Origin of the sequence: Pseudomonas sp. AN-1, from assembly GCF_034057115.1 — a bacterium.
In the GTDB taxonomy this organism is placed as follows: Bacteria; Pseudomonadota; Gammaproteobacteria; order Pseudomonadales; family Pseudomonadaceae; genus Geopseudomonas.
The window spans coordinates 1,921,963-1,944,973 of sequence record NZ_CP139195.1 but is presented as its reverse complement, the minus strand read 5'-3'; the positions used below and the strand labels follow the sequence as shown (position 1 = coordinate 1,944,973).

Below are 23,011 nucleotides of genomic sequence, written 5' to 3'. Positions count from 1 at the left end.
TGAATAGTTTGAGGGCAATACGTGGAAAATTATATTGAGCTTAGCTTCACCACCGATGACCCCTTCTGGGTGGGTGGAATGCCGCGGATCAGCTGCGGGATGGCAGTATCCCGCACCGGGAAACCGCTGTTTTCTGTCGTAGATCAGTGTGTAGAGCGTCTGCAGAGCTGGTGGCAGCGCTTCGATGAGTTGGATGGGCCTCACTGGCAGCGCTGGTTGGCTGAGCAGTGTCGTATCTGCGAACCTCCGCTACCTTTTGTCGAAGGTCTTGACGTCGAGGATAATCGGGTAAGGGTTTTCATGATCTCCGGTACCGAAGGCACCAATATGGTGCGAATGCTAGTTTCCATGTTGTATGAGGCGGGTTGTACTGAAGTCGAGGCTCTAATCACCTGTGATGAGAGCGAGTTGGTGAGGGATAATAAAGGAGAACTCCAGCCCGTCGGCGAGCGCTATTACATTGATGCTTATGGGCAACTGGCGGTAGTCAACTATCCGGAAATCGAATGCCCCGACGAATGAGTATTACCACGATCACTCCTTGGAGAAAGGGGACAGATTTGTTTTTCTGAATTGCCGGCACGGGCGCTGCTCGACCTGGCGGCGTGGGTGGCCACGGCGCGGCGGTTGGAGACGGTGGCGGGGCTGGTCGCAGAGCCCGGCTGAAGCGGATATGCGTCGGCCGTTGCGGCCGGCGCTGGACTGAAGGCCTGCCGGCACCCGAGCCGGGGGTGGCAGGCCGGTTTTTCTTGATGAGCACTCAACTGCAAGGAGGCAACAATGTCGGAAGCATCTGGACCCATCTTGATCAAGGCGCCTGCCGCCGTTCTGGAGGCAATGCTGGATGGTGGGAATACGATCACCTGGGAGGGCATGTCGGCGCTGTTCGCGGCGGCGGGCATCGTCTCGCTAGTAGATAGTCACCCGCTACTGCGGTTCTGCGAAGGCGTTACGTTCAGCGACGAGGGGATCAAGCGCAAGAGAGGCTTTCTCTATGTGTGCGTCTTTGGCGATCAGTGGATGAGCGCGATGCAGTCGCTGCTCAAGACAGGTCAGGGGATCGAGGTTTATGGGTATATCGGTCACGAGTGGGGGTTCAATGAATACTATGCCCTGAACGACAAGGGCGAGCGCTTCTTCGAGACCATCGACTTGGAGAGCGATGACGAGGATGAGGAAGTCGACGAGCAGGCCGTGTTCGAAAGATGGCTGTCCCATGTGCCGCCCGCGGTACAGGCGGCATTCCCCGACGTTTTCGAGAGATCGGGCGAAGACGAAGAATAAGTGTCTGCATGGACGAACCATGACTGCAAGGAGCCCCGAACATGTCAGCCCTGTCTCGAAGACCACGCTGTTGGTGGTCGGCCAGAAGCCGGGTAAGTCGAAGCTGGACAAGGCCGAAGAGCTGGGGGTGCGGCAGATCGCTGAAGAGGAGTTCATGGGGTTGATCGGCTGAGCCGGGGATGGCGACGGTGGTCGCCGACTATCCGGAAATCGACTACCTCGACGCGCGAGAGGCGGGAAGGCCCGGGTGGAAATGGCCGAAGAAAACGCCCGGGCGCCCTGCGCAGGTGCGCTTCATAGGCTAAAAACATAGAGGTGGAGTGTGTTATGCCGATTCTGCAGAGGGTCGGCATGCCCCTTGCCGGATACCTGCGAGCACCATTCCCCCTACCCAGGAGCTCTCCATGACGCAGAAGATTGCAGGAAAAGGCTTTCTCGCCCTCGCGGTAGGCGCCGCGCTGGGCCTGTCTTCGCAGGTCCACGCCGACGTGCTGATCGGCGTGGCCGGGCCGCACACCGGCCCCAGCGCGGCCATCGGCGAGCAGTACTGGCGCGGGGCGACCCAGGCGGCGGCCGACATCAACGCCGCCGGCGGCATCAACGGCGAGCCGATCAAGCTGGTCAAGGGCGACGACGCCTGCGAGCCGAAGCAGGCGGTGGCGGTGGCCAACCGCCTGGTCGACCAGGAGCAGGTCGCCGGGGTGATTGGTCACTTCTGCTCGTCGTCGACCATCCCCGCCTCGGTGGTCTACGACGAGGCCGGCATCCTCACCATCACCCCCGGCTCGACCAACCCGCAGGTCACCGAGCGCGGCCTGACCGGCATGTTCCGCATGTGCGGGCGCGACGACCAGCAGGGCCAGGTCGCCGCCGACTTCATCGTCGACACCCTCAAGGGCCAGCGGGTGGCGCTGATCCACGACAAGGACACCTACGGCCAGGGCATCGCCGACGCCACCCGCGCGCGGCTCAAGGAGCGCGGTGTCAGCGAGGTGCTCTACGAGGGGCTGACCCGCGGCGAGAAGGACTTCAACGCGCTGGTCACCAAGCTGCGCGCGGCCGAGGTCGACGTGGTCTACTTCGGCGGCCTGCACCCGGAGGCCGGTCCGCTGCTGCGGCAGATGCGCGAGCAGGGCCTGACCGCCCACTTCGTCTCCGGCGACGGCGTGGTCACCGACGAGATGGTCACCACCGCCGGCGGGCCGCAGTACGTCAAGGGCGCCTACATGACCTTCGGCGCCGACCCGCGCAAGATCGCCGACGGCCAGGCGGTGATCGAGAAGCTGCGTGCCGGCGGCTACGAGCCGGAGGGCTACACCCTGTACGCCTACGCCTCGCTGCAGGCCATGGCGGCGGCCTTCAACGCGGTCGGCTCCAACGATCTGGCCAAGGCCAGCGAGTGGCTGAAGAGCAACAGCGTGCCGACGGTGATGGGGCCCAAGGCGTGGGACGCCAAGGGCGACCTCAAGGTCAGCGACTACGTGCTCTACCAGTGGGACGACCAGGGCAAGTACCACCAGTTGCCATGAGGCGAGTCCGGTAAAGGCGGGCATCTCCGATCCGTAGGGTGGAAAACCCGCGCAGCGGTTTTCCACCGAAAGCGTGAGGTGGTGGAAAAGACCTGCGGTCGTTTTCCACCCTACGGTGCTGCAGGCCCGCCCTCCCACAGTTCTCCCCTGAGGCGACACGCATGGACGGCATCTTCCTGCAGCAACTGGTCAACGGCCTGACCCTGGGCGCGGTCTACGGGCTGATCGCCATCGGCTACACCATGGTCTACGGCATCATCGGCATGATCAACTTCGCCCACGGCGAGGTGTACATGATCAGCGCCTACCTGTCGGCCATCGGCCTGGCGCTGCTCGGCTTCTTCGGCCTGCACTCCTTCCCGCTGCTGATCTTCGCCACCCTGCTGTTCACCGTCGCGGTCACCGCCACCTACGGCTGGGTGATCGAGCGCATCGCCTACCGGCCGCTGCGCAACTCCACGCGCCTGGCGCCGCTGATCAGCGCCATCGGCATCTCGCTGATCCTGCAGAACTACGTGCAGCTCAGCCAGGGCGCGCGCCAGCAGGGCGTGCCGACCCTGCTCGACGGCGCCTTCCGCCTGCACGTCGGCGAGGGCTTCCTGCAGATCAGCTACACCAAGGTGTTCATCCTGGTCGCCGCCTTCGCCGGCATGGCCGCGCTGACCTGGGTGATCCAGCGCACCCGCCTGGGCCGCATGTGCCGCGCCACCCAGCAGGACCGCCGGATGGCGCAGATCCTCGGCATCGACACCGACCGGGTGATCAGCGCGGTGTTCGTCATCGGCGCGGCCATGGCCGCGCTGGCCGGCCTGCTGATCACCCTCAACTACGGCACCTTCGACTTCTACGCCGGCTTCGTCATCGGCATCAAGGCGTTCACCGCCGCGGTGCTCGGCGGCATCGGCTCGCTGCCGGGGGCCATGCTCGGCGGCCTGCTGCTCGGCGTCGCCGAGGCGCAGTTCTCCGGGCTGGTCAACACAGACTACAAGGACGTGTTCAGCTTCTCGCTGCTGGTGCTGATCCTGATCTTCCGCCCGCAGGGGCTGCTCGGCCGGCCGCAGGTGACCAAGGTATGAGCGGCGCCGACCTGCGTCACGTGCTGCTCGACACCGTCCTCGCCGGGCTGCTCGCCCTGGTGGTGTTCGGCCCCATCGTCGGCGTGGTGCTCGACGGCTACGGCTTCACCCTGGAGCCGGCGCGGCTCGCCGTGCTGGTCGGCGCGGTGATGCTCGGCCGCCTGCTGCTCGGCCTGTTCCTGCACACGGCGAGCGGCCGGCGCTGGCTGCAGCGCTTCGACGGCGGCGGCGCCGGCGTGCAGGTGCTGCCGCCCGGGCAGCGCTCGGCGCTGCGCTGGGCCATCCCGCTGGTGCTGCTGGCGGCGGCGATCTTCCCGCTGCTGGCCAGCAAGTACCTGCTCACCGTGGTCATCCTCGGCCTGATCTACGTGCTGCTCGGCCTCGGCCTGAACATCGTGGTCGGCCTCGCCGGCCTGCTCGATCTCGGCTACGTGGCCTTCTACGCCATCGGCGCCTACGGCCTGGCGCTGGGCTACGAGTACCTCGGCCTCGGCTTCTGGAGCGTGCTGCCGCTGGCCGCGCTGACCGCCGCGCTGGCCGGCGCGCTGCTCGGCTTCCCGGTGCTGCGCATGCACGGCGACTACCTGGCCATCGTCACCCTCGGCTTCGGCGAGATCATCCGCCTGGTGCTGAACAACTGGCTGTCGTTCACCGGCGGCCCCAACGGCATGCCGGTGCCGGCGCCGACCTTCCTCGGCCTGGAGTTCGGCCGGCGGGCGAAGGAGGGCGGCGTACCGGTCCACGAGTTCCTCGGCATCGCCTACGATCCCAACCTCAAGTTCGTGTTCATCTACGCGGTGCTGCTGCTCACCGTGCTGCTGGTGCTGCACGTCAAGACGCGGCTGACGCGCATGCCGATCGGCCGCGCCTGGGAGGCGCTGCGCGAGGACGAGATCGCCTGCCGCGCGCTGGGCCTCAACCACGTGCTGGTCAAGCTCTCGGCGTTCATGCTCGGCGCCTCCACCGCCGGGCTGGCCGGGGTGTTCTTCGCCAGCTACCAGGGCTTCGTCAATCCCAGCTCGTTCACCTTCTTCGAGTCGGCGCTGATCCTCGCCATCGTCGTGCTCGGCGGCATGGGCTCGACCCTCGGCGTGGTGCTGGCTGCCTTCGTCCTCACCGTGGCGCCGGAGCTGCTGCGCAGCTTCGCCGACTACCGGGTGCTGCTGTTCGGCATGCTCATGGTGCTGATGATGATCTGGCGCCCGCGCGGGCTGATCCGCGTCAGCCGGCGCGGCTTCGCACCGCGCCCGGGGGTGGCGCCATGAGCGACGAGATCCTGCGCGTCGAGCGCCTGTGCATGCAGTTCGGCGGCATCCGCGCGCTGCACGAGGTCAGCCTGGGCGTGCGCCGCGGCTCGATCACCGCGCTGATCGGCCCCAACGGCGCCGGCAAGACCACGGTGTTCAACTGCCTGACCGGCTTCTACCGCGCCACTGCCGGCAGCATCCAGCTCAACGCCCGCGGGCGCCGCACCGACGTGCTGCAGGTGCTCGGCGAGCCGTTCCGCCCGGGCGACTTCGTGCGCCCGCGGCAGTTCGCCAGCCGGCTGTGGTACAAGCTGTTCGGGGGCACCCACCGGGTCAACCGCGCCGGCCTGGCGCGCACCTTCCAGAACATCCGCCTGTTCCGCGAGATGTCGGTGCTGGAGAACCTGCTGGTGGCCCAGCACCTGTGGCTGAACCGCAGCCTGCTGGCCGGCGTGCTCAACACCCCGGCTTTCCGCCGCGCCGAGGAGCAGGCGCTGGCCCATGCCTTCTACTGGCTGGAGCTGGTCGATCTGGTCGACTGCGCCAACCGCCTGGCCGGCGAACTGGCCTACGGCCAGCAGCGCCGTCTGGAGATCGCCCGCGCCATGTGCACCCGCCCGCAGCTGCTGTGCCTGGACGAGCCGGCCGCCGGCCTCAACCCGGCCGAGACCGTGGCGCTCGGCGCCATCATCCGCCGCCTGCGCGAGCAGCACGCCCTCAGCGTGCTGCTGATCGAGCACGACATGGGCATGGTGATGGGCATCTGCGACCACATCGTGGTGCTCGACCACGGCGAGGTGATCGCCGAGGGCGCGCCGGCGGCGATCCGCAGCGACCCGAAGGTGATCGCCGCCTACCTCGGCGCCGACGAGGAGGAGCCGGCATGAGCGCGCCGCTGCTCGAGCTGCGCGACCTCGACCTGTTCTACGGTCCGGTGCAGGCCCTGCGCGGGGTCAGCCTGCGGGTAGAGGAGGGCGAGACGGTGTGCCTGATCGGCGCCAACGGCGCCGGCAAGTCGAGCCTGCTGATGTCGATCTTCGGCCAGCCGCGCGCCAGCGCCGGGCAGATCCTCCTCGCCGGCGAGGACATCACCTTCCGCTCCGCCCACCACGTCGCCGCCAGCGGCGTGGCCCAGGTGCCCGAGGGGCGGCGGGTGTTCCCCGACATGAGCGTCGAGGAGAACCTGCTGATGGGCACCATCACCGTCGGCGAACGGCACGCCGCCGAGGACCTGCGGCGCATGTACGCGCTGTTCCCGCGCCTCGAGGAGCGCCGCCAGCAGCGCGCCATGACCCTCTCCGGCGGCGAGCAGCAGATGCTCGCCATCGCCCGCGCGCTGATGAGCCGGCCGCGGCTGCTGCTGCTCGACGAGCCGTCGCTGGGCCTGGCGCCGCTGGTGGTGCGGCAGATCTTCCAGACCCTGCGCGAGCTGGCCGCCGGCGGCATGACCATCTTCCTGGTCGAGCAGAACGCCAACCATGCGCTCAGGCTCTCCGACCGCGGCTACGTGCTGGTCAACGGCGAGATCCGCCTCACCGGCACGGGGGCGGAGCTGCTCGGCAATCCCGAGGTGCGCAGCGCCTACCTGGGCGGGCACTGAGGCGCGTCAGCACTCCACCACGTTCACCGCCAGGCCGCCGCGGCGCCGTCTCCTTGTACTTGCTCTTCATGTCCGCGCCGGTCTGGCGCATGGTGCGGATCACCCGGTCCAGCGACACGAAGTGGCGGCCGTCGCCGTGCAGGGCCATGCGCGCGGCGTTGATCGCCTTCACCGCGCCCATGGCGTTGCGCTCGATGCACGGCACCTGCACCAGGCCGCCGACCGGGTCGCAGGTCAGGCCGAGGTTGTGCTCCATGCCGATCTCGGCGGCGTTCTCCACCTGCGCCGGGCTGCCGCCCTGCACCTCGCACAGCGCGCCGGCGGCCATCGAGCAGGCCACGCCGACCTCGCCCTGGCAGCCCACCTCGGCACCGGAGATCGAGGCGTTCTCCTTGTACAGCATGCCGATCGCCGCGGCGGTGAGCAGGAAGCGCTCGACGCCCTCGCTGCTGGCGCCTGGCACGAAGCGCCAGTAGTAGTGCAGCACCGCCGGGATGATGCCGGCGGCGCCGTTGGTGGGCGCGGTGACCACCCGGCCGCCGGCGGCGTTCTCCTCGTTGACCGCCAGGGCGAACAGGTCGACCCAGTCCAGCGCGCCGAGCGGATCGCCGGTGGCGGCCTGCGCCTCGAGGCGCTCCAGCAGCGCCGGGGCGCGGCGGCGGATGCCCAGGCCACCGGGCAGCACGCCCGGGTGGCGGCAGCCGGCGGCCACGCAGTCCTGCATCACCTGCCACAGGCGCGCGAGGCCGGCACGGGTCTCGGCTTCGGGGCGCCAGGCCCGCTCGTTGGCGGCCATCAGCGCACTGATCGACAGGCCGTGTGCGGCGCACTGCGCCAGCAGTTCGGCGGCGCTGTGGAACGGGTGGGGCAGCGCGGGGCCGGCGGCGGCGAGCGGGGTTTCGCCGGCCTCGACGATGAAGCCGCCGCCCACCGAGTAGTACTCGCGACTGCACAGCTGCAGGCCGGCGGCGTCGAAGGCGCGCAGGATCAGGCCGTTGGGATGGCGGGGCAGGGCCCGGCGCAGGAAGTGCAGGTGCTCGCGTTCGACGAAGCGGATCGCCCGCTCGCCCGCGAGAAGCAGCTGGCCGCGGGCGCGGATCCGTTCCAGGCGCGCGGCGATGCGCGTGGTGTCCACCAGGTCGGGCTGCTCGCCCTCCAGGCCGAGCAGCACCGCGCTGTCGCTGGCGTGGCCGCGCCCGGTGGCGCCCAGCGAGCCGTACAGCTCGGCCTTCACCGTCGCGGTGGCGGCCAGCAGGCCCTGCTCGCGCAGCTCGCCGGCGAAGCGCGCCGCGGCGCGCATCGGCCCGACCGTGTGCGAGCTGGACGGGCCGATGCCGATCTTGAACAGGTCGAAAACGCTGAGGGACATGGCCGACACTCCCGTGCTCAGTCGCACTTCACCTCTTCCTTGAACTCGTCGCGCTTGACGTCCTGCTTGACCCGGCAGCGACCGTCGCGGAACTCGTCCTTCCACTCGCCGCGCCACCAGGCGCCGCGACCGTCCTTGCACTTGATCTCGCGCTTGAATTCGTCGCGCTTGGATTCGAGCTTCACCCGGCACGGGCCGTCGCGGAACTCCTCCTTGCGCTCGTCCTCCCAGCCGTCGCGCCACCAGCGGCGGTCGTCGTAGCGGTCGTGGTCGGCCAGGGCGAAGGGGGCAAGGGCGCTGGCCCACAGGCCGAGCAGGGTGCACAGCAGATTCTTCATCAGGTCGTTCCCGCGAGTCGAAGGGCAGGCCGGGGTGGCGTCAGACGCCGGCCTGTTCAACTGAGACAGCAGGCGCGCCGTAAATTCGATAGCAGCCCTTGCCGACATGCTTGGCCTGATACATGGCGACATCGGCCTGGTGGATCAGGCTGTCGACGCTCTGCTGGCCGTCGGCGAAGGCGATGCCGATGCTGGTCGATACCTGCACCTGCGGTCCGTCATCCGCGAGGGCGATGGGTTCGCCCAGCCGGGCGATCAGGCGCTGCATGAGCTGGTGCAGCGTCGCACCGGCAGCCAGCCCCGGCAGCAGCACGACGAACTCGTCGCCGCCCAGGCGCGCCGCGGTGTCGCTGGAGCGCACCAGCGCCTGCAGGCGCCGCGCCACCTCGCGCAGCACCAGGTCGCCCGCCGGGTGGCCGAAGCGGTCGTTGATCGTCTTGAAGCCGTCCAGGTCCAGCACGCACACCGCCAGGCTGCCGCCCTGGCGGCGCTGAGCGGCGAGCGCCATGGCGATGCGGTCGTAGAGCAGCAGGCGATTGGGCAGTCCGGTCAGCGGATCGTAGTGGGCCAGGTCGTCCAGCTCCTGCTGGCGGCGCAGCAGTTCGGCATTGGTCGTCTGCAGGGCCTGCGAGCTGCGGTGGGAGCGGTCGAGGAAGACCAGGCTGGCCCCGGTCAGCAGCAGCAGGGACAGCATCAGCAACACGGGCTGGATGTGCAGGCTCTCGCCGAAGCCTTCCTCGGCCACGAACTCCATGACCCAGGTGCGACCGGGCACCCGCAGCTCGTGGTGCACCACGTTCTCCGCCGGCTCCTGCAGGCTGGCGCCGCGCGGATGGATGGCCGCCAGCTGGGCGTCCTGCCGGTCGTACAGGCGCACGGCGATCTTGCGTTCGCCGAAGGGCAGGCCTTCGACCAGCAGGCTGGGCCGCAGCAGGAGGATCAGGAAGCCCTGCAGCGCCTGCTGGCGCTGCTCGGCGCTGGCGGTCGGCAGGTCGCTCGCGAACACCGGCTGATAGAGCGCGGTCGCCAGCGGGCCGTCCGGGTCCTGGATCAGCGGGAACACCGGGGTGAGCTGCTGCTCGCCGCTGGCCGTCGCCGCGCGGATGGCGGTCTGGTTGGTCGAGCGCCCCAGGGTGTCGAGGCCGACCACCTTGCGGTTGGCGGCGTACGGCTCGGCGTACTGGACCGGGAAGTACAGCTCGCGCGCGGTGGCAGGGTAGAGAAGCTTGCCCCGGGCGTCGGTGTCGAAGATGCCCAGCGGCACGGCCTGCAGGGCGCGGATCTCGGCCTCCAGGGCCGCCCGTTGCGCCGGGACGACCTTCGGCGCCCAGTGGATGGCGTAGATTTCCGGGTAGTGGGCGAGGATTTCGCCGGCGAAGCGTGCGTACTCGTCACGCTCGACCTGCTCGGAGGCGGCGAAGAAGCCGCGGAAGGCGAGCAGCACCTGGGTCGAGCGGCGCAGCAGTTCCCGGGTGTTCTGGTACTGCACCTGGGCGAGGCGCTGGAACTCGCGGGTCTCGATGTCGCGCTCGAGGGCGGCGCCGTACAGGTAGGAAACGAGGGCGATGACGATCCCGAGGCTGCCGGTCAGCGCCATGCGCCACCAGTAGCCTCCCTCAGGCTGCCAGCTTCTGAGTCCCATGCTCACCCACCCCCACCTGCTCGGCAGGTTGTTATTCTGGCGAATTCCGTGACGCCGATCACTTTTCGTGGTTCGTGGCACTATGCCATGGCGGCTGGCCGCCGCCTAGGCGGAGGGCCGGCGAGCTCCGTCCTGGACCTTCATCAGCTCGGTGATGATCGGCACCGGCCCCATCAGATGCTCGCGCATCAGCTGGCAGGCGCGCTCCTGGTCGCGGGCGAGGATCGCCTCGATCAGCGTGGCGTGCTCGCGGCGCTTGGCCTCCAGCGCCTGCTCGGAGAACACCGTGTGCTGCAGCCACAGGTGGCGGTAGCGCTCGGCCTGGTCGAACAGGTAGGCGCGCACCTGCAGCAGCTGCGGCGAGCCGCAGCCGGCGACGATGGCGGTGTGAAACGCCTTGTGGCGGGTGTCCCACAGGCTCAGCTGCTCCTCGGCGTTGCGCACCTCCACCACCTTGGTCAGGGTGTGGGCACGGGCGAGGATCTCCGCCTCCCAGGCGTCGTCGCCGCGCTCGATGGCCAGGCCGAGGAGCATGGCCTCCAGGTTGGCGCGGGCGTCGTAAATATCGAACAGCTCGCCGAGCGACATCGGCGCCACCCGGTAGCCGCGCTGGCTGATGACCACCACCAGGCGCTCGGCCACCAGCTGCGACAGCGCCTCGCGCAGCGGGCCGACGCCCAGCCCGTAGCGCGCCTTCAGGCCGCTCATCAGCAGCTTCTCGCCGGGGCGGAACACGCCGCGAATGATGTCGCGCTTGAGCAGCTCATGCCCGCGGATCGCCAGATTCTCTTGGGAAACAAGGGTTTCCATGTTCGCCGTCCTTCCTCGTGGTGCCCGGCCATCATACCCAATGGCGGGCTGACTGCGCCTTTCGTCCGCAGGTGTTGGAAATTTTTGACACGCGATAAAAATGTCGATATTTTTCAAATACGCCGACAGTAAACAAAAACGTCTCAACCCATTGTCGTCTTGTCCAGGAGCGCCCGCCATGTCCAGCGTTGTCCAACTCAAGCCTTCCGTCGCCCAGCCCGTCGAGCCGCAGGGCTTCACCCTGGCGCCGTCGGCGATCTCGCCGCGTCTGCTGCAGCTGACCTTCCCGCGCAGCACCGTCGAGGCCTACCTCGCCGCGACCGCCGACTACCCGGTGCAGGCGCTGGAGTACAAGTCGTTCCTGCGCTTCCGCTGCGCGCGCCTGCTCGACGAGCTGTGCGCCCACACCCTGCAGCCGCTGCTGATCGACAGCCTGGCCGACCGCGATACCGGCGCCCTGCTGATCACCCCCGAGGGGCTGGATTCGGTGGAGCAGGCCGAGGACATGGTCAAGTTCACCACCGCGGTGGCCCACCTGTTCGGCCGTTCCAACTACGACGCCATGAGCGGCCAGTACTACGCGCGCTTCGTGGTGAAGAACGAGGACAACTCCGACAGCTACCTGCGCCAGGCCCACCGGGTGATGGAGCTGCACACCGACGGCACCTTCGTCGAGCAGGACACCGACTACGTGCTGATGCTGAAGATCGACGAGCAGAACATGGAAGGCGGCAACTCGCTGCTGCTGCACCTGGACGACTGGGAGGGGCTGGAGCACTTCTACACCCACCCGCTGGCCCGTCGCGAGATGCGCTGGAGCGCGCCGCCGAGCAAGAACGTGACCAAGGACATCTGGCACGCGGTGTTCGACACCGACGTCGCCGGCCGGCCGATCATCAGCTACATCGACCAGTTCGTGCAGCCGAAGAACTTCGAGGAAGGCAACTGGCTGGCCGATCTCGGCGACTCCATCGAGAACAGCCCAGCCAAGCTGTCGGTGCGCGTGCCGGTGGGCAGCTTCCTGCTGATCAACAACCACTGCTGGCTGCACGGCCGCGACCGCTTCATCGCCCATCCCGGCCTGCGCCGCGAGCTGATGCGCCAGCGCGGTTACTTCACCCACAAGAAGGTCTTGCGCCAGCCGCGCCAGTAAGGTTCTGCTCGCCATTCGCGGGGACGGCTTGCGTGCGTCGTCCCCGCGTGCCCCATAACCACCATTCCAGAAGAAGGGCAGACAAGGTGTACGACTTCATCATCATCGGCGGCGGCATCATCGGCATGTCCACCGCCATGCAACTGCTCCGCGCCTACCCGGACCGCCGGATGCTGCTGCTGGAGAAGGAATCCGCTCCGGCGCGCCACCAGACCGGCCACAATAGCGGTGTGATCCACGCCGGCGTCTACTACACCCCCGGCAGCCTCAAGGCCAAGTTCTGCCTGGCCGGCAACCGCGCGACCAAGGAGTTCTGCACCGAGAACGGCATCCGCTTCGACGAGTGCGGCAAGCTGCTGGTCGCCACCAACGAGCTGGAGATGCAGCGGATGAAGGCGCTGTGGGAGCGCACCGCTGCCAACGGCCTGGAGCGCGAATGGCTGAGCGCCGAACAGCTGCGCGAGCGCGAGCCGAACATCACCGGCATCGGCGGCATCTTCGTGCCCTCCAGCGGCATCGTCAGCTACGCCGAAGTCACCGCGGCCATGGCCCGCGAGTTCCAGATGCGCGGCGGCGAGATCCGCTACGGCACCGAGGTGATCGGCCTCGACGAGCGCCCCACCGAAATGGTGGTGAAGACCTCGGCCGGCGAGTTCAGCAGCCGCTTCATGGTCTCCTGCTCGGGGCTGATGGCCGACCGCGTGGTGCGCATGCTCGGCCTCGACCCGGGCTTCAGCATCTGCCCGTTCCGCGGCGAGTACTACCTGCTGCCGGCCGAGCACAACCGCATCGTCAACCACCTGATCTACCCGATCCCCGACCCGTCCATGCCGTTCCTCGGCGTGCACCTGACGCGGATGATCGACGGCACCGTCACCGTCGGCCCCAACGCGGTGCTGGCGCTCAAGCGCGAGGGCTACCGCAAGCGCGACATCTCGCTGTCCGACACCTTCGCCATGCTCACCGACCCGGGCATCCTCAAGGTGCTGAAGAACAACCTGCGCCCCGGCCTGGTCGAGATGCGCAACTCGCTGTTCAAGCGCGGCTACCTGCAGGAAGTGCGCAAGTACTGCCCGAGCATCGAACTCAAGGATCTCAAGCCCTACCCGGCGGGCGTGCGCGCCCAGGCGGTGTCCCGCGAGGGCAAGCTGATCGAGGACTTCCTGTTCCGCAACACCCGGCGCAGCGTCAACGTGTGCAACGCGCCGTCGCCGGCGGCCACCTCGGCCATCCCGATCGGTGCCTACATCATCGAGCAGATCGACGCCCAGCTCGCCGACCTGCCCGGGTTCAACAGGCAGCGCCAGACCGCCTGAGCCCCGAATGCCTTGCCCAACCCCCATGGAGCGTGCGTCATGAGCCAATCGCTGCAAGAGAAGGACATCCACTACCAGCTGCACCCCTACACCAACGCCCGCCTGCACCAGGAGCAGGGCCCGCTGATCATCGAGCGCGGCGAAGGCGTGTACGTCTACGACGAACAGGGCAAGGACTACATCGAAGGCATGTCGGGGCTGTGGAGCGCCGCGCTGGGCTTCAGCAACCAGCGCCTGATCCGCGCCGCGCAGCAGCAGCTCGAGACCCTGCCGTTCTACCACCTGTTCAGCCACAAGGCGCACCGGCCGAGCATCGAGCTGGCCGAGAAGCTGATCCAGATGGCGCCGGTGCCGATGAGCAAGGTGTTCTTCACCAACTCCGGCTCCGAGGCCAACGACACCGTGGTCAAGCTGGTGTGGTACCGCAACCACGCCCTCGGCAAGCCGGAGAAGAACAAGTTCATCGCCCGCACCAACGCCTACCACGGCATCACCGTGGCCAGCGCCAGCCTCACCGGCCTGCCGGCCAACCACCGCGGCTTCGGCCTGCCGCTGCCGGGCTTCCTGCACGTCGGCTGCCCGCACCACTACCGCCACGCGCTGCCGGGCGAGAGCGAGGAGCAGTTCGCCGACCGCCTGGCCGCCGAGCTGGAGCAGCGCATCCTCGCCGAGGGCCCGGAAACCATCGCCGCCTTCATCGGCGAGCCGCTGATGGGCGCCGGCGGCGTCATCGTGCCGCCGCACACCTACTGGACCAAGGTCCAGCAGGTCTGCCGCAAGTACGACATCCTGGTGATCGCCGACGAGGTGATCTGCGGCTTCGGCCGTACCGGCAACATGTTCGGCAGCCAGACCTTCGGCATCCGCCCGGACATCATGGTGGTGTCCAAGCAGCTGTCCTCGTCCTACCAGCCGATCGCCGCGGTGCTGATCAACGACGCGGTGTACCAGCCGATCGAGGCGCAGAGCGGCGAGCTCGGCACCCTCGGCCACGGCTTCACCGCCAGCGGCCACCCGGTGGCCACCGCGGTGGCGCTGGAGAACCTGAAGATCATCGAGGAGGAGAACCTGGTCGCCCACGCCGCGGCCATGGGCGAGCGCATGCACGCCGCGCTGCGCCGCTTCTCCGACCACCCGCTGGTTGGCGAGGTGCGTGGCTGCGGCCTGATCGCCGCGGTCGAACTGGTCGGCGACAAGGACAGCAAGGCGCCGTACCAGGCCACCGGCACCCTCGGCCGCTACCTGGCCGGCCGCGCCCAGCAGCACGGCCTGATCACCCGCGCCATGGGCGACGCCATCGCCTTCTGCCCGCCGCTGATCATCGACGAACAGGAGATGGGCCTGCTGCTCGAACGCTTCGAGCGCGCGCTGGAAGACACGGCGCAGTGGGCGAAGTGAGCTGAGAAGGGCCGGCGCGGCCTCTGCGCCCGGCCCACTCCTGTAGGGGCGAATTCATTCGCCCGGATACCCCGCCAAGGCGAATGAATTCGCCCCTACGGATCTGGCGCCCGGGCCGGCGCAAGCCGGCCCTTTCGCGTCAGCCGACGCAACAGAGCGTCAGGCCTGCCCCAACCACGGAACGCAGCCCGAAAAGGAGGTCCCCTTGAACATCCCGGTCGTACCGATCACGGCAGACAACACCGCCAGCGCGGTCGACGCCTTGCGCGAACTCTGGCCGCACTACGCGCCGGAGGAGATGGTGCGGGTGATCGACCAGCAGCTGCGGCCCAACGGCTACCAACTGGCCGGCATCTTCGCCGACGACTCACCCACGGCCGCCGCCGTGCTCGGCTACCGCATCCAGCACTCGCTGTGGCTGGGGCAGTCGCTGTACATCGTCGACATCGCCACCCTGCCGAAGTGGCGCGGGCGGGGCTTCGGCGACCGCCTGATGGAGTGGGCCGAGGCCGAGGCGGCGCGCCTGGGCTGCAGCGCCATGCACCTGGACTCCGGCGTCGGCCGCGAGCGCGCGGCGGCCCATCGCCTGTACATGCGCCATCACTACCAGATCGGCTGCCACCACTTCGTCAAGAAGCTTGGGGGTAGTTCGCGCGCGCAGGAGGATACGGCGCTGTGAGTGAAGTGAGGTGAGAGGAGGGCCGGCGCAAGCCGGCCCTTTTTTGTAGGACGCAAGAGCAGTGTGGTGGTAGCGGCTTGGCTGGCCGGTTGCCTGCCCGAGCAATGCCGGTCATGGTGACGACGACCCAGAGCGGCCCGTTGCGACAGGCAGAAATCGGCCAGAAGCGGTCTTTCGGTTCATGCGGAAATCGGGGCGACTCACTGCGCCAAGCAGATAAGCCCCTCATCCCCTTTGGAGTAGCCTCAGATGTTGTTCAACGGCACCTGCGGCACAAGCAGATCTTTACAAGACGTTGAGGGCATAATTTGTGAGTAATATATGCCCTTATTGTGCCGTTTATTTTTTGAATAATAAGCGATGCTGCTTGTCTGGAAGATAAATTTTTCTATGCACTTTAAAGCTGTCAGGATATTTTTTAAGGCCCGTAGTGAGTATAACTTGATAAGATTTTCCATAGCTACCAAGCTCACCAATTTTTTCAAGGCAACGTTTAAGGTTGTCCAGCTCAATTCCTGATGTTTCTGGCGTGTCGATGAGCAAGAATTTAGGAAACGGCACGTCTTCTTGTGACAGGGATAAATTCATGAGGGCGAGGTAATACATAAGTCGCCTTGATACGGCTGAGCTGGCCTCTCTATATTCACCACTGCCAACTATCGGGAGGTAGTCATCTAAACTTATGCGAGCAGCGTTGCAGTCAGGTAGGGAGTCAGTCATTAATTTGTTATAAATTAAGCTGAGCTTCCCTACCTTGCCTCGAATATCTATTTTTGCTTTCGCCTCTAACTCATCTGTTTGCAGCTTTGAAATCTCATGTTCGCTTCTCTTTCGCTCGTAGTCATTTGTAAGGCGAACATTTTTGCTTTCAGCTTCAATTTGCTGGCGTATCTTTTCTATATCTTGACGAGTGTTTAGGATCTCATCATCAATATCATTAATTGTGTCTAGATCTACTGGGGCGTCTAGATTGTCAACTCGCTCTTCTATTTTTCGCATTAGCTCTGGGATTTCTGTTTCCAGCTTGCGAATATTATCCTGAATGATCTTTAGGTCTTGAGTGCAATCAGTTATGGCTATTTCAATGGTTTGGGTCGTTTTGATTTTTGCTTTATAGATTTCTTTGTATTCTTTGGATGTATAGAAGAAGCGTTGGTACTGCTCCTCTTGTATCTCTGAGCCGCAAACACAATGACCTGTTGCTCGTTCAACTTTGCCTAAGCAGTAGGGGCATGTATCTGCTGAGAATAAATTAAGCTGATCATGCGAGTGAATAATTTTTACGATTTGAGAGATTTCTCTTAGAGTATTTTCTTTTATGGTGTTTAATTGTCGTTTTTCACCTATGGTTGATATCAGGTCTTGATTTAATTTGCTTAAGGCTAGCTGTTTCTCGGTAATTTGGTTCTTTATATCTATTAGTGCATAGTCTACTACTGACCCTTTGATCTCTCTATTGCTTTTGAATTTGTTCCTAGCGTTGTGCAAGCGTTCTAATTGGTTCTCTTTTTCTTGCAGGGACACCTGAAGAAATGAAACATTTAGCGGCTCTGAACTTCCAGAAAGCTCCTCAATGATTCGGGAGTATTCTTTCAGAAGCCCTGCTGCAATGTTTTTATCTTTTTCTAGTGCTTTTGACTTGGAAAGAGATTCGTAGTATTCCGAAAATGTTTTTCCGACCAAAAGCTCAAAGATGGCTTTTCTCAGAAGCTCTGAGTCATTCATGAAATTGCTTTGCGTATCTATCTTTTTGTAAACCCCTTTAGGGTCAGGTTGCTGGTCATGATAGATAAGTCGCATAAGGTCATTGAAATTAATTTTAAAATTTCTATAGCCTTGATATAACTCTACAACGGTTATTCCAAGCTTCGAGAGAATCCAATCGGAAAATATGTACTCAACTTCAGGGGAGCGAAACACCTGAAATATGGACGTGGGTTGATCGTTGTCGTGTATTAAGATTCGTGATTTAGTGTTGATGTTGCAGGCTTCTAGAGTCGATGATACAGCTATATCGTTGTCGTCTATGTAGCGAGTTAGCTTGTAGTTTTCATTGTTTATTTTTACGTAAAGCTCGACGCGATTGTCTTTGTCTTCTGTGATTTGTTTGTGCTGCTCTTTCTTTTCTTTACGGCTGAACTCGCTAACTCGCCCACCAAGCCCGTAATAGATCAAGTTGCAGAAGGTGCTCTTCCCCGTTCCGTTGTCACCTTCTATAAGAATGAGGTTTTCATCAAATAGGGGGGATTCGAAATGGTAGTTTGTGCCCTCATAAACCACCTTCTGAATTCTTAAACTTCCCATATTTTTATACCTCTGTCCCGATATGCCTTGCTAAGAAATGTGTCAAGAGTAATGGCTGTGCTTCTCTGAATTGCACTCTTAAATTTCTCGCAATTCATGTACTCGTTCTTGAAGACTTCCTTGGATAGGAAGTTCGGGGGTAGCTCTTCTTTGTTTAGGGTTATGTTGACTAGTGCTTCTGTGTCACCCTTGTGGAGAGATACATACCCCTTCTTTTCAAGTGTGAATAAAATTTTTAATGTTTCGCTTCTTTTGGCGAGGCCATTTGTATAGCTGCGGAAGAGAAAATCCTTGTCGCCTTTGCGTAGTCTCTCTGTAGTCGAGGACTCTAATATTAGTATGTTTCGATTGTTGGTTATCAACTCAATTATGAATGGAATTTTTCTGTAGTCTTTAAAAATTCGTCCCTTGGTGCAGTTAAGGCTGTCAAGGATAACTATTGTTGCATATGTCAGCAGGTAAAAGTCATCAGATGATATGAACATTAATTTCTTTTTTGCTGCCTCGTTCATTCGGATTTCTCCTCATCGAAGCATATGAAACATGAATCTATTAGGTTTACTACTATGCCGCTGATGGTTTCTTTGTTTGATACGGTGTATGTGTAATCTTTTTTCAATTCTTCAATCGTATCTGCCGCTTTTTGCTGTAGTGATTTTATTGTGGTGTCGATTGAGATTTGATTAACAGTGTTGCTGAATTTGTCGTTATCAAAAAAATAGTCCTCGCAGGCTTCAAAAACCCTGTACTTTAATGATAAAAAGCTCTTGTTGCTTGCATCTTCTTCTGTTTTCGAGCCGCAGGCTTTTCTTGCAAGGGTTGCAATTTTTGATTTTGGGTATGTTGGGCAGCTATCCAGTAGCTTTTCTTCTAAATTGCGTTTGTCGGTGATTTGAGCTGATAGCCCTTGAAGTTCTTTCCATATGGGGTCAAGCAGCTGTTCACTGACTTCGGACTCTGCCATTTTGAAAATTAGTTCTACCTCTGCGGAGTTGATAAATCTCTCTGCGAAGTCTGTGAAGTGTTGTTTCTCATCAATCTTGTCAAGAATTTTAGCGAGAATCAGTTGCTCCTTTCCACTCATGCTGAGTTGATAATATTTGCAGTTCTTTATCAGTTTCTCTGCACTGCCTTGGAGTTCTGATTCGTCTTCTTGCCCAGATAGCCAGTTTATTTTTTTCAGAAAAACCTTGAATTCTTCTAGGCAAATATCTTCGAGTGCTTTGATGTAGCCATTTCCGGGGATTTTTTCATATTGCTTTTTGTATTCAGCAAGCAGGATGGTTTTGACAATACCGGCTATGTCGTCGGGAATATCGGAGGAGTTTTGAAGAATCCCAAGAATCGGCTTATCGGGAAGCTCTATTATTGTTCCGTCTGCAAGTTCTTTCTTTTTTTCTTTTCCGAAATTCGTTGTGGTGTAAAAGCTAAATGTAAATATTGTAGATTGGCTTTTGTGCCACTTACCCATATAGATGTCAAAAAAGCTTACAAGGGTGTTTAGTACGGCTTCTGAGTGTATTGTAAAGTTGCTATCAGAGCTGTAATTTTTGTCTTCTTCAATTATCTGTTCTGTGCTTAAGTTTGCAGTTTTTATTATTGTTACATCTTCTTCCGCTTCAATGGCTGCGTAGTAGAAATTTACATTTGACAAGTCATTTGCTGCTCTCAGCAGAAGTGTTGCTGCTCTGAGCTTTTGGAGCCGAAAGCCTTTTGTTTTGTCAGCGGCATCCCGGTTTATTATCTGCGTCATATCGACGTGTAATCCGTTACTTAGGTTGTGCGGGGATTTCTATGACCGAACCCTAACTGAAAGCTGACCATGCTGTCGATATGCTGCTATGCCTTGCCTGGCTTACGCCTCTCCGGTTTGGGCAGGGAAAGCAACGAAGGGTGAGGTCAACCCTGGCCCGTGTAGATCTAGTTGAGTCGGACTCCAGCCGGTGACGACTGGCAGCTTCTGGCCGATAGCTGCCGGTCGTCACAGGAAAATCACTGGTCATCCTGGGCGCAATCTGCCTTCATCTTCATGCAGCCGGTCGGCTAGGAAATCCGCTGCTTCGAGATCCAAAACCGGGCCCTCCCTGGCTGCGGTTTTTATTGCCTCTGCTATCACTCCGGCCGCCTCTGCAACCCCCCACGCACCTCCCGAGCGGTGCAGCCGTACTGCTGGCGGAAGGCGCGGGTGAACTGGGCCTGGTCGTTGAAGCCCCAGCGGAACGCCAGTTCGCCGATCGACAGGTGGCAGTGCGGGTCGCGCAGCTGGCGGTGCACGGCCTCCAGGCGTTGCAGGCGGACCCATTCGCCGAGGGTGTAGGGCGTGGCGGCGAACAGCTTGTGCAGGTAGCGCAGCGACAGGCCGCAGGCCTCGGCGATCTGCGCCGGGTTCAGTTCGGGGTTGGCCAGGTGGCGCTCGATGTACTGCTCGACGCGCTGCAGGTGCACGGCAGCCAGCGTCGAGGTCTCGCTGTTGAGCACCCGCTCGTCCTGGCGCAGGGCCATCAGCAGGGTGGCCAGCGCCTGTTCCAGCAGCAGGTGGCGGGCGCTCGCGTCGCACTCGTCGAAGCGCGCCGCGCACAGGCCGAGCTGCTCGACGAAGATCCGCCCCAGGCCGTGGCGGGCGTCGAAGCAGAAGCGGGTGTAGCGTTCCGCGCCGCGCAGCTGGCCGTGCAGGGCGCGCTCGGGCAGCTTGAACACCCAGAGGTCGTTGTCGGCGGCGTAGTGGAAGCGGTAGGGCGCATCGCCGCGCTCGACGATGAAGCCGCCCGGCTGGCAGCGCAGGGCGCGGCCGTCCTGCTCGAAGAGGACTTCGGTCTGCCGCGGCACGGTGACCAGGTAGCAGGCTTCCGGGTCCTGGCTGACCTGGGCCTTGCTGCGCGAGTAGGCGAGCTGGCTGGAGCGCAGGCGGGAGAGGGTGAGCGGCGTGCTGGGCGTGTCCCAGACGTGCAGGCTGCCTTGGAAGGTCGCTCCGGGGGCGAACTCCAGGCTGAGGGGAAAGTAGGTGGTGCCGATAGCTTCTGCCCAGCGGAGCTGGCGTTCCTGTTGCGGCCAGTACCGGGTTGAGAGCTGTTGAGCCATGGCCGGTCCTCACGATTATCGTTGTTATGAGGACAGTGCGGCAGGGAAGTCCCTGCCGCACTGTTATTTCGCCATCATTGGCCTGGGTGACCGGGTGGTCAAGTCCTTGGAGTCACCGCATAGGTGGCCGACGGGGTGAGCGTCGCCTGCCAGCCCGGCGGGATGACGATGTTGGTGGTGCTTTCCTCGATCACGCACGGACCCTGCACGGTCTGCCCGGCCTGCAGGTGGTTGCCGTCGTACACCGGGGTGGCCTGCCAGTCGCCGTCGGCGCTGAACAGCATCTTGCGCAGGCTGGACGGGGCGGCCTCGCCGACCTCGGCCGGCACCGGCAGCTCCGGCAGCGGCGGGCGCGGCAGGCGGCCGATCACCGAGCACTCCAGGTTGACCAGCTCCACCGGGCTGCCCGGCTCGCTGTAGGAGTACAGCGCCTGGTGGCGGCGGTGGAAAGAGTCGCACAGTGCGGCCAGGCCCTGCTCGTCGAGCCGACTGCTGGCCAGCTCCACGCTGCACTCGTGGATCTGCCCGAGGTAGCGCATCTCCAGGGTGTAGTGGCACTCGATGGTGTCGGCGGCGAAGCCGTCCTCGCGCAGGTTGTCGAGGCCCTTGTTGCGCAGCTCGGCCAGCGCCTGGTTGAGCTGCGCGAGGTCGACGTGGCCGGCGTCCAGGCGCATCGGCAGGGTGGTCAGCTGGTCGTAGCGCATGTCGGAGAGGATCTGGCCGAAGGCGCACAGGCCGGAGGCGACCTTGGGGATCAGCACGGTGTGGATGCCGATCTCCTCGGCCAGGCGCACCACGTGCATGCCGGCCGCGCCGCCGGCACCGATCAGGGCGAAGTCGCGCGGGTCGTGGCCGCGCTCGATGGACACGCGGCGGATGCCGTTGACCATGTTGAGGTTGACCAGGGTGGTGATGCCGTAGGCCGCGCGCTCGATGCTGATGCCCAGCGGGTCGGCGATCTTGCTGCGGATGGCGTCCAGCGCCGCCTGACGGTTGAGGCGGATGCTGCCGCCGAGCAGGGCGCCGTCGGGCAGGTAGCCGAGCACCAGGTTGGCGTCGGTCACCGTCGGCTCGGTGCCGCCCTTGCCGTAGCACACCGGGCCAGGCTTGGCGCCGGCGCTGCGCGGGCCGACCTGCAACATGCCGAACTCGTCGAGGTGGGCGATCGAGCCGCCGCCGGCGCCGAGGGTCTCCACCTGGATCATCGGCACGCCGATGCGCTGGCGCAGGAAGTCGACGTCCTTGCTGAAGTTGGTGCGTCCGGCATTGGTCAGGGTGATGTCGAACGAGGTGCCGCCCATGTCGACGGTGATCACGTTGTCGATGTCGAACGGTTTAGCCACCGACAGGCCGGCCTGCGGCGCCGAGGCCGGGCCGGAGTTGATCGCGTTGACCGCGCGCTCGCGCATCATGCCGCCCGGCGCCAGGCCGCCGTTGGACTGGAAGTAGCGCACCGGCTGCTGGGCGCCGAGCTCCTCGAACAGCGCGTCGATGCGCTCGACGTAGCGCGCCATCACCGGGCTCAGGTAGGCGTTGACCACGGTGGTGGAGGTGCGGGTGTACTCGCGGATCTGCGGGAACACCTCGACGCCGGTGCAGACGAACACCCCGGGCAGGGCGGCGCGCACCATCTCGGCGGCGCGCAGCTCGTGGGCCGGGTTGCGCACCGACCAGACGAAGGAGATCGCCACCGCCTCGACGCCCTCGGCGCGGAAGTACTCGATGGCCTCGCGCACCGCGGCCTCGTCCAGCGGGCTGTACTCGCGGCCGTCGCTGAGGATGCGCCCGCCGACCGGGCGGCGCAGGTGGCGCGGCACCAGCATGTGCGCCGGCGGGTAGTGGGCGTCGTAGCGGTGGCCTTCCTCCTTGTGGCCGAGGCGGATCTCCAGGCTGTCCTCGTGGCCCTCGGTGCACAGCAGGCCGACCTTGACCCCGGTGCGCTCGATCAGCGCGTTGAGCGCCACGGTGGTGCCGTTGATGCACAGGTCGCAGTCGGCAATGATCTCGGCCGGCGAGCGGCCGACGGCGTCGGCGATCTGCGCCAGACCGGCGCGGATCGCCAGGGTGCCGTCCTGCGGGGTGGACGGCGCCTTGAACAGCTGCACGCCGCCGTCGCGGTCGGCGAGGATGAAGTCGGTGAAGGTGCCGCCGGCGTCGATGCCCAGACGATATTGGTTACGCATGTCGA

20 protein-coding genes and 1 pseudogene are annotated in these 23,011 nt (G+C 63.5%); 12 read left to right on the top strand and 9 right to left on the bottom strand.

Going from position 1 to position 23,011, the window contains the following annotated elements:
* Positions 1–21: 21 nt before the first annotated feature.
* The 8 genes from SK095_RS08880 to SK095_RS08845 all read left to right on the top strand — a co-directional run bounded on the left by SK095_RS08880 (position 22) and on the right by SK095_RS08845 (position 6,736).
* Positions 22–522: a hypothetical protein gene (locus SK095_RS08880; RefSeq protein WP_320548619.1), complete on the top strand. Its 501-nt coding sequence runs from the start codon at positions 22–24 to the stop codon at positions 520–522.
* A gap of 258 nt (positions 523–780) precedes the next feature.
* Entirely contained in the window at positions 781–1,284 is a 504-nt protein-coding gene (locus tag SK095_RS08875; protein WP_320548618.1) for a hypothetical protein, read from the top strand.
* Positions 1,285–1,303: 19 nt separating this feature from the next.
* Positions 1,304–1,456 (top strand): hypothetical protein, encoded by a 153-nt coding sequence (locus SK095_RS08870; protein WP_320548617.1) that lies wholly within the window; start codon positions 1,304–1,306, stop codon positions 1,454–1,456.
* A 232-nt stretch (positions 1,457–1,688) separates the two neighbouring features.
* Complete coding sequence (locus SK095_RS08865) at positions 1,689–2,813, top strand: branched-chain amino acid ABC transporter substrate-binding protein (RefSeq protein WP_320548616.1); 1,125 nt, start codon at positions 1,689–1,691, stop codon at positions 2,811–2,813.
* Positions 2,814–2,974: 161 nt separating this feature from the next.
* Entirely contained in the window at positions 2,975–3,889 is a 915-nt protein-coding gene (locus tag SK095_RS08860; RefSeq protein WP_136488737.1) for an ABC transporter permease subunit, read from the top strand.
* Entirely contained in the window at positions 3,886–5,154 is a 1,269-nt protein-coding gene (gene livM / locus SK095_RS08855; RefSeq protein WP_201485656.1) for a high-affinity branched-chain amino acid ABC transporter permease LivM, read from the top strand. Before SK095_RS08860 ends, livM begins: the two co-directional genes overlap by 4 nt.
* Positions 5,151–6,023, top strand: coding sequence for an ABC transporter ATP-binding protein (locus SK095_RS08850; protein WP_320548615.1), 873 nt, complete (start codon positions 5,151–5,153; stop codon positions 6,021–6,023). Before livM ends, SK095_RS08850 begins: the two co-directional genes overlap by 4 nt.
* The gene (locus SK095_RS08845; protein ID WP_201485654.1) at positions 6,020–6,736 is read left to right on the top strand and encodes an ABC transporter ATP-binding protein; all 717 of its coding nucleotides are present in this window, start codon (positions 6,020–6,022) and stop codon (positions 6,734–6,736) included. The genes SK095_RS08850 and SK095_RS08845 overlap by 4 nt, the downstream gene beginning before the upstream one ends.
* 6 nt (positions 6,737–6,742) lie before the next feature.
* Here the strand turns inward: SK095_RS08845 and SK095_RS08840 are convergent.
* The 4 genes and pseudogenes from SK095_RS08840 to csiR form a co-directional block, all read right to left on the bottom strand.
* Positions 6,743–8,105, bottom strand: a pseudogene (locus tag SK095_RS08840) (L-serine ammonia-lyase).
* Between the two features lie 17 nt (positions 8,106–8,122).
* The gene (locus SK095_RS08835; RefSeq protein ID WP_320548614.1) at positions 8,123–8,443 is read right to left on the bottom strand and encodes a hypothetical protein; all 321 of its coding nucleotides are present in this window, start codon (positions 8,441–8,443) and stop codon (positions 8,123–8,125) included.
* 40 nt (positions 8,444–8,483) lie between these two features.
* Entirely contained in the window at positions 8,484–10,085 is a 1,602-nt protein-coding gene (locus SK095_RS08830; protein ID WP_320548613.1) for a diguanylate cyclase domain-containing protein, read from the bottom strand.
* Between the two features lie 105 nt (positions 10,086–10,190).
* A complete protein-coding gene (gene csiR, locus SK095_RS08825; protein ID WP_320548612.1) occupies positions 10,191–10,895 on the bottom strand; it encodes a DNA-binding transcriptional regulator CsiR in 705 nt (234 codons plus the stop codon).
* Between the two features lie 178 nt (positions 10,896–11,073).
* Here csiR and glaH point away from each other — a divergent pair, with 178 nt between their 5' ends.
* The 4 genes from glaH (at position 11,074) to SK095_RS08805 (ending at position 15,441) form a co-directional block, all read left to right on the top strand.
* Positions 11,074–12,048: a glutarate dioxygenase GlaH gene (gene glaH / locus SK095_RS08820; RefSeq protein ID WP_320548611.1), complete on the top strand. Its 975-nt coding sequence runs from the start codon at positions 11,074–11,076 to the stop codon at positions 12,046–12,048.
* An 86-nt stretch (positions 12,049–12,134) separates the two neighbouring features.
* A complete protein-coding gene (gene lhgO / locus SK095_RS08815; protein ID WP_320548610.1) occupies positions 12,135–13,364 on the top strand; it encodes an L-2-hydroxyglutarate oxidase in 1,230 nt (409 codons plus the stop codon).
* Positions 13,365–13,403: 39 nt separating this feature from the next.
* Positions 13,404–14,762, top strand: coding sequence for an aspartate aminotransferase family protein (locus SK095_RS08810; RefSeq protein WP_320548609.1), 1,359 nt, complete (start codon positions 13,404–13,406; stop codon positions 14,760–14,762).
* 205 nt (positions 14,763–14,967) lie between these two features.
* Entirely contained in the window at positions 14,968–15,441 is a 474-nt protein-coding gene (locus tag SK095_RS08805) for a GNAT family N-acetyltransferase (RefSeq protein ID WP_320548608.1), read from the top strand.
* Between the two features lie 339 nt (positions 15,442–15,780).
* Here SK095_RS08805 and SK095_RS08800 read toward each other — a convergent pair whose 3' ends face one another.
* From SK095_RS08800 to SK095_RS08780, 5 genes are all read right to left on the bottom strand, one after another.
* Positions 15,781–17,745, bottom strand: a complete 1,965-nt coding sequence (locus SK095_RS08800) for an AAA family ATPase (RefSeq protein WP_320548607.1) — start codon at positions 17,743–17,745, stop codon at positions 15,781–15,783.
* The gene (locus SK095_RS08795; protein ID WP_320548606.1) at positions 17,733–18,257 is read right to left on the bottom strand and encodes a hypothetical protein; all 525 of its coding nucleotides are present in this window, start codon (positions 18,255–18,257) and stop codon (positions 17,733–17,735) included. Before SK095_RS08795 ends, SK095_RS08800 begins: the two co-directional genes overlap by 13 nt.
* Positions 18,254–19,498 carry a hypothetical protein gene (locus tag SK095_RS08790; protein ID WP_320548605.1) on the bottom strand — a complete coding sequence of 415 codons (1,245 nt, stop codon included), beginning with the start codon at positions 19,496–19,498 and terminating at the stop codon, positions 18,254–18,256. The genes SK095_RS08795 and SK095_RS08790 overlap by 4 nt, the downstream gene beginning before the upstream one ends.
* Before the next feature lie 359 nt (positions 19,499–19,857).
* Positions 19,858–20,823: a helix-turn-helix domain-containing protein gene (locus SK095_RS08785; RefSeq protein ID WP_320548604.1), complete on the bottom strand. Its 966-nt coding sequence runs from the start codon at positions 20,821–20,823 to the stop codon at positions 19,858–19,860.
* Between the two features lie 98 nt (positions 20,824–20,921).
* Positions 20,922–23,006: a hydantoinase/oxoprolinase family protein gene (locus SK095_RS08780; protein WP_320548603.1), complete on the bottom strand. Its 2,085-nt coding sequence runs from the start codon at positions 23,004–23,006 to the stop codon at positions 20,922–20,924.
* Between the last annotated feature and the right edge of the window lie 5 nt (positions 23,007–23,011).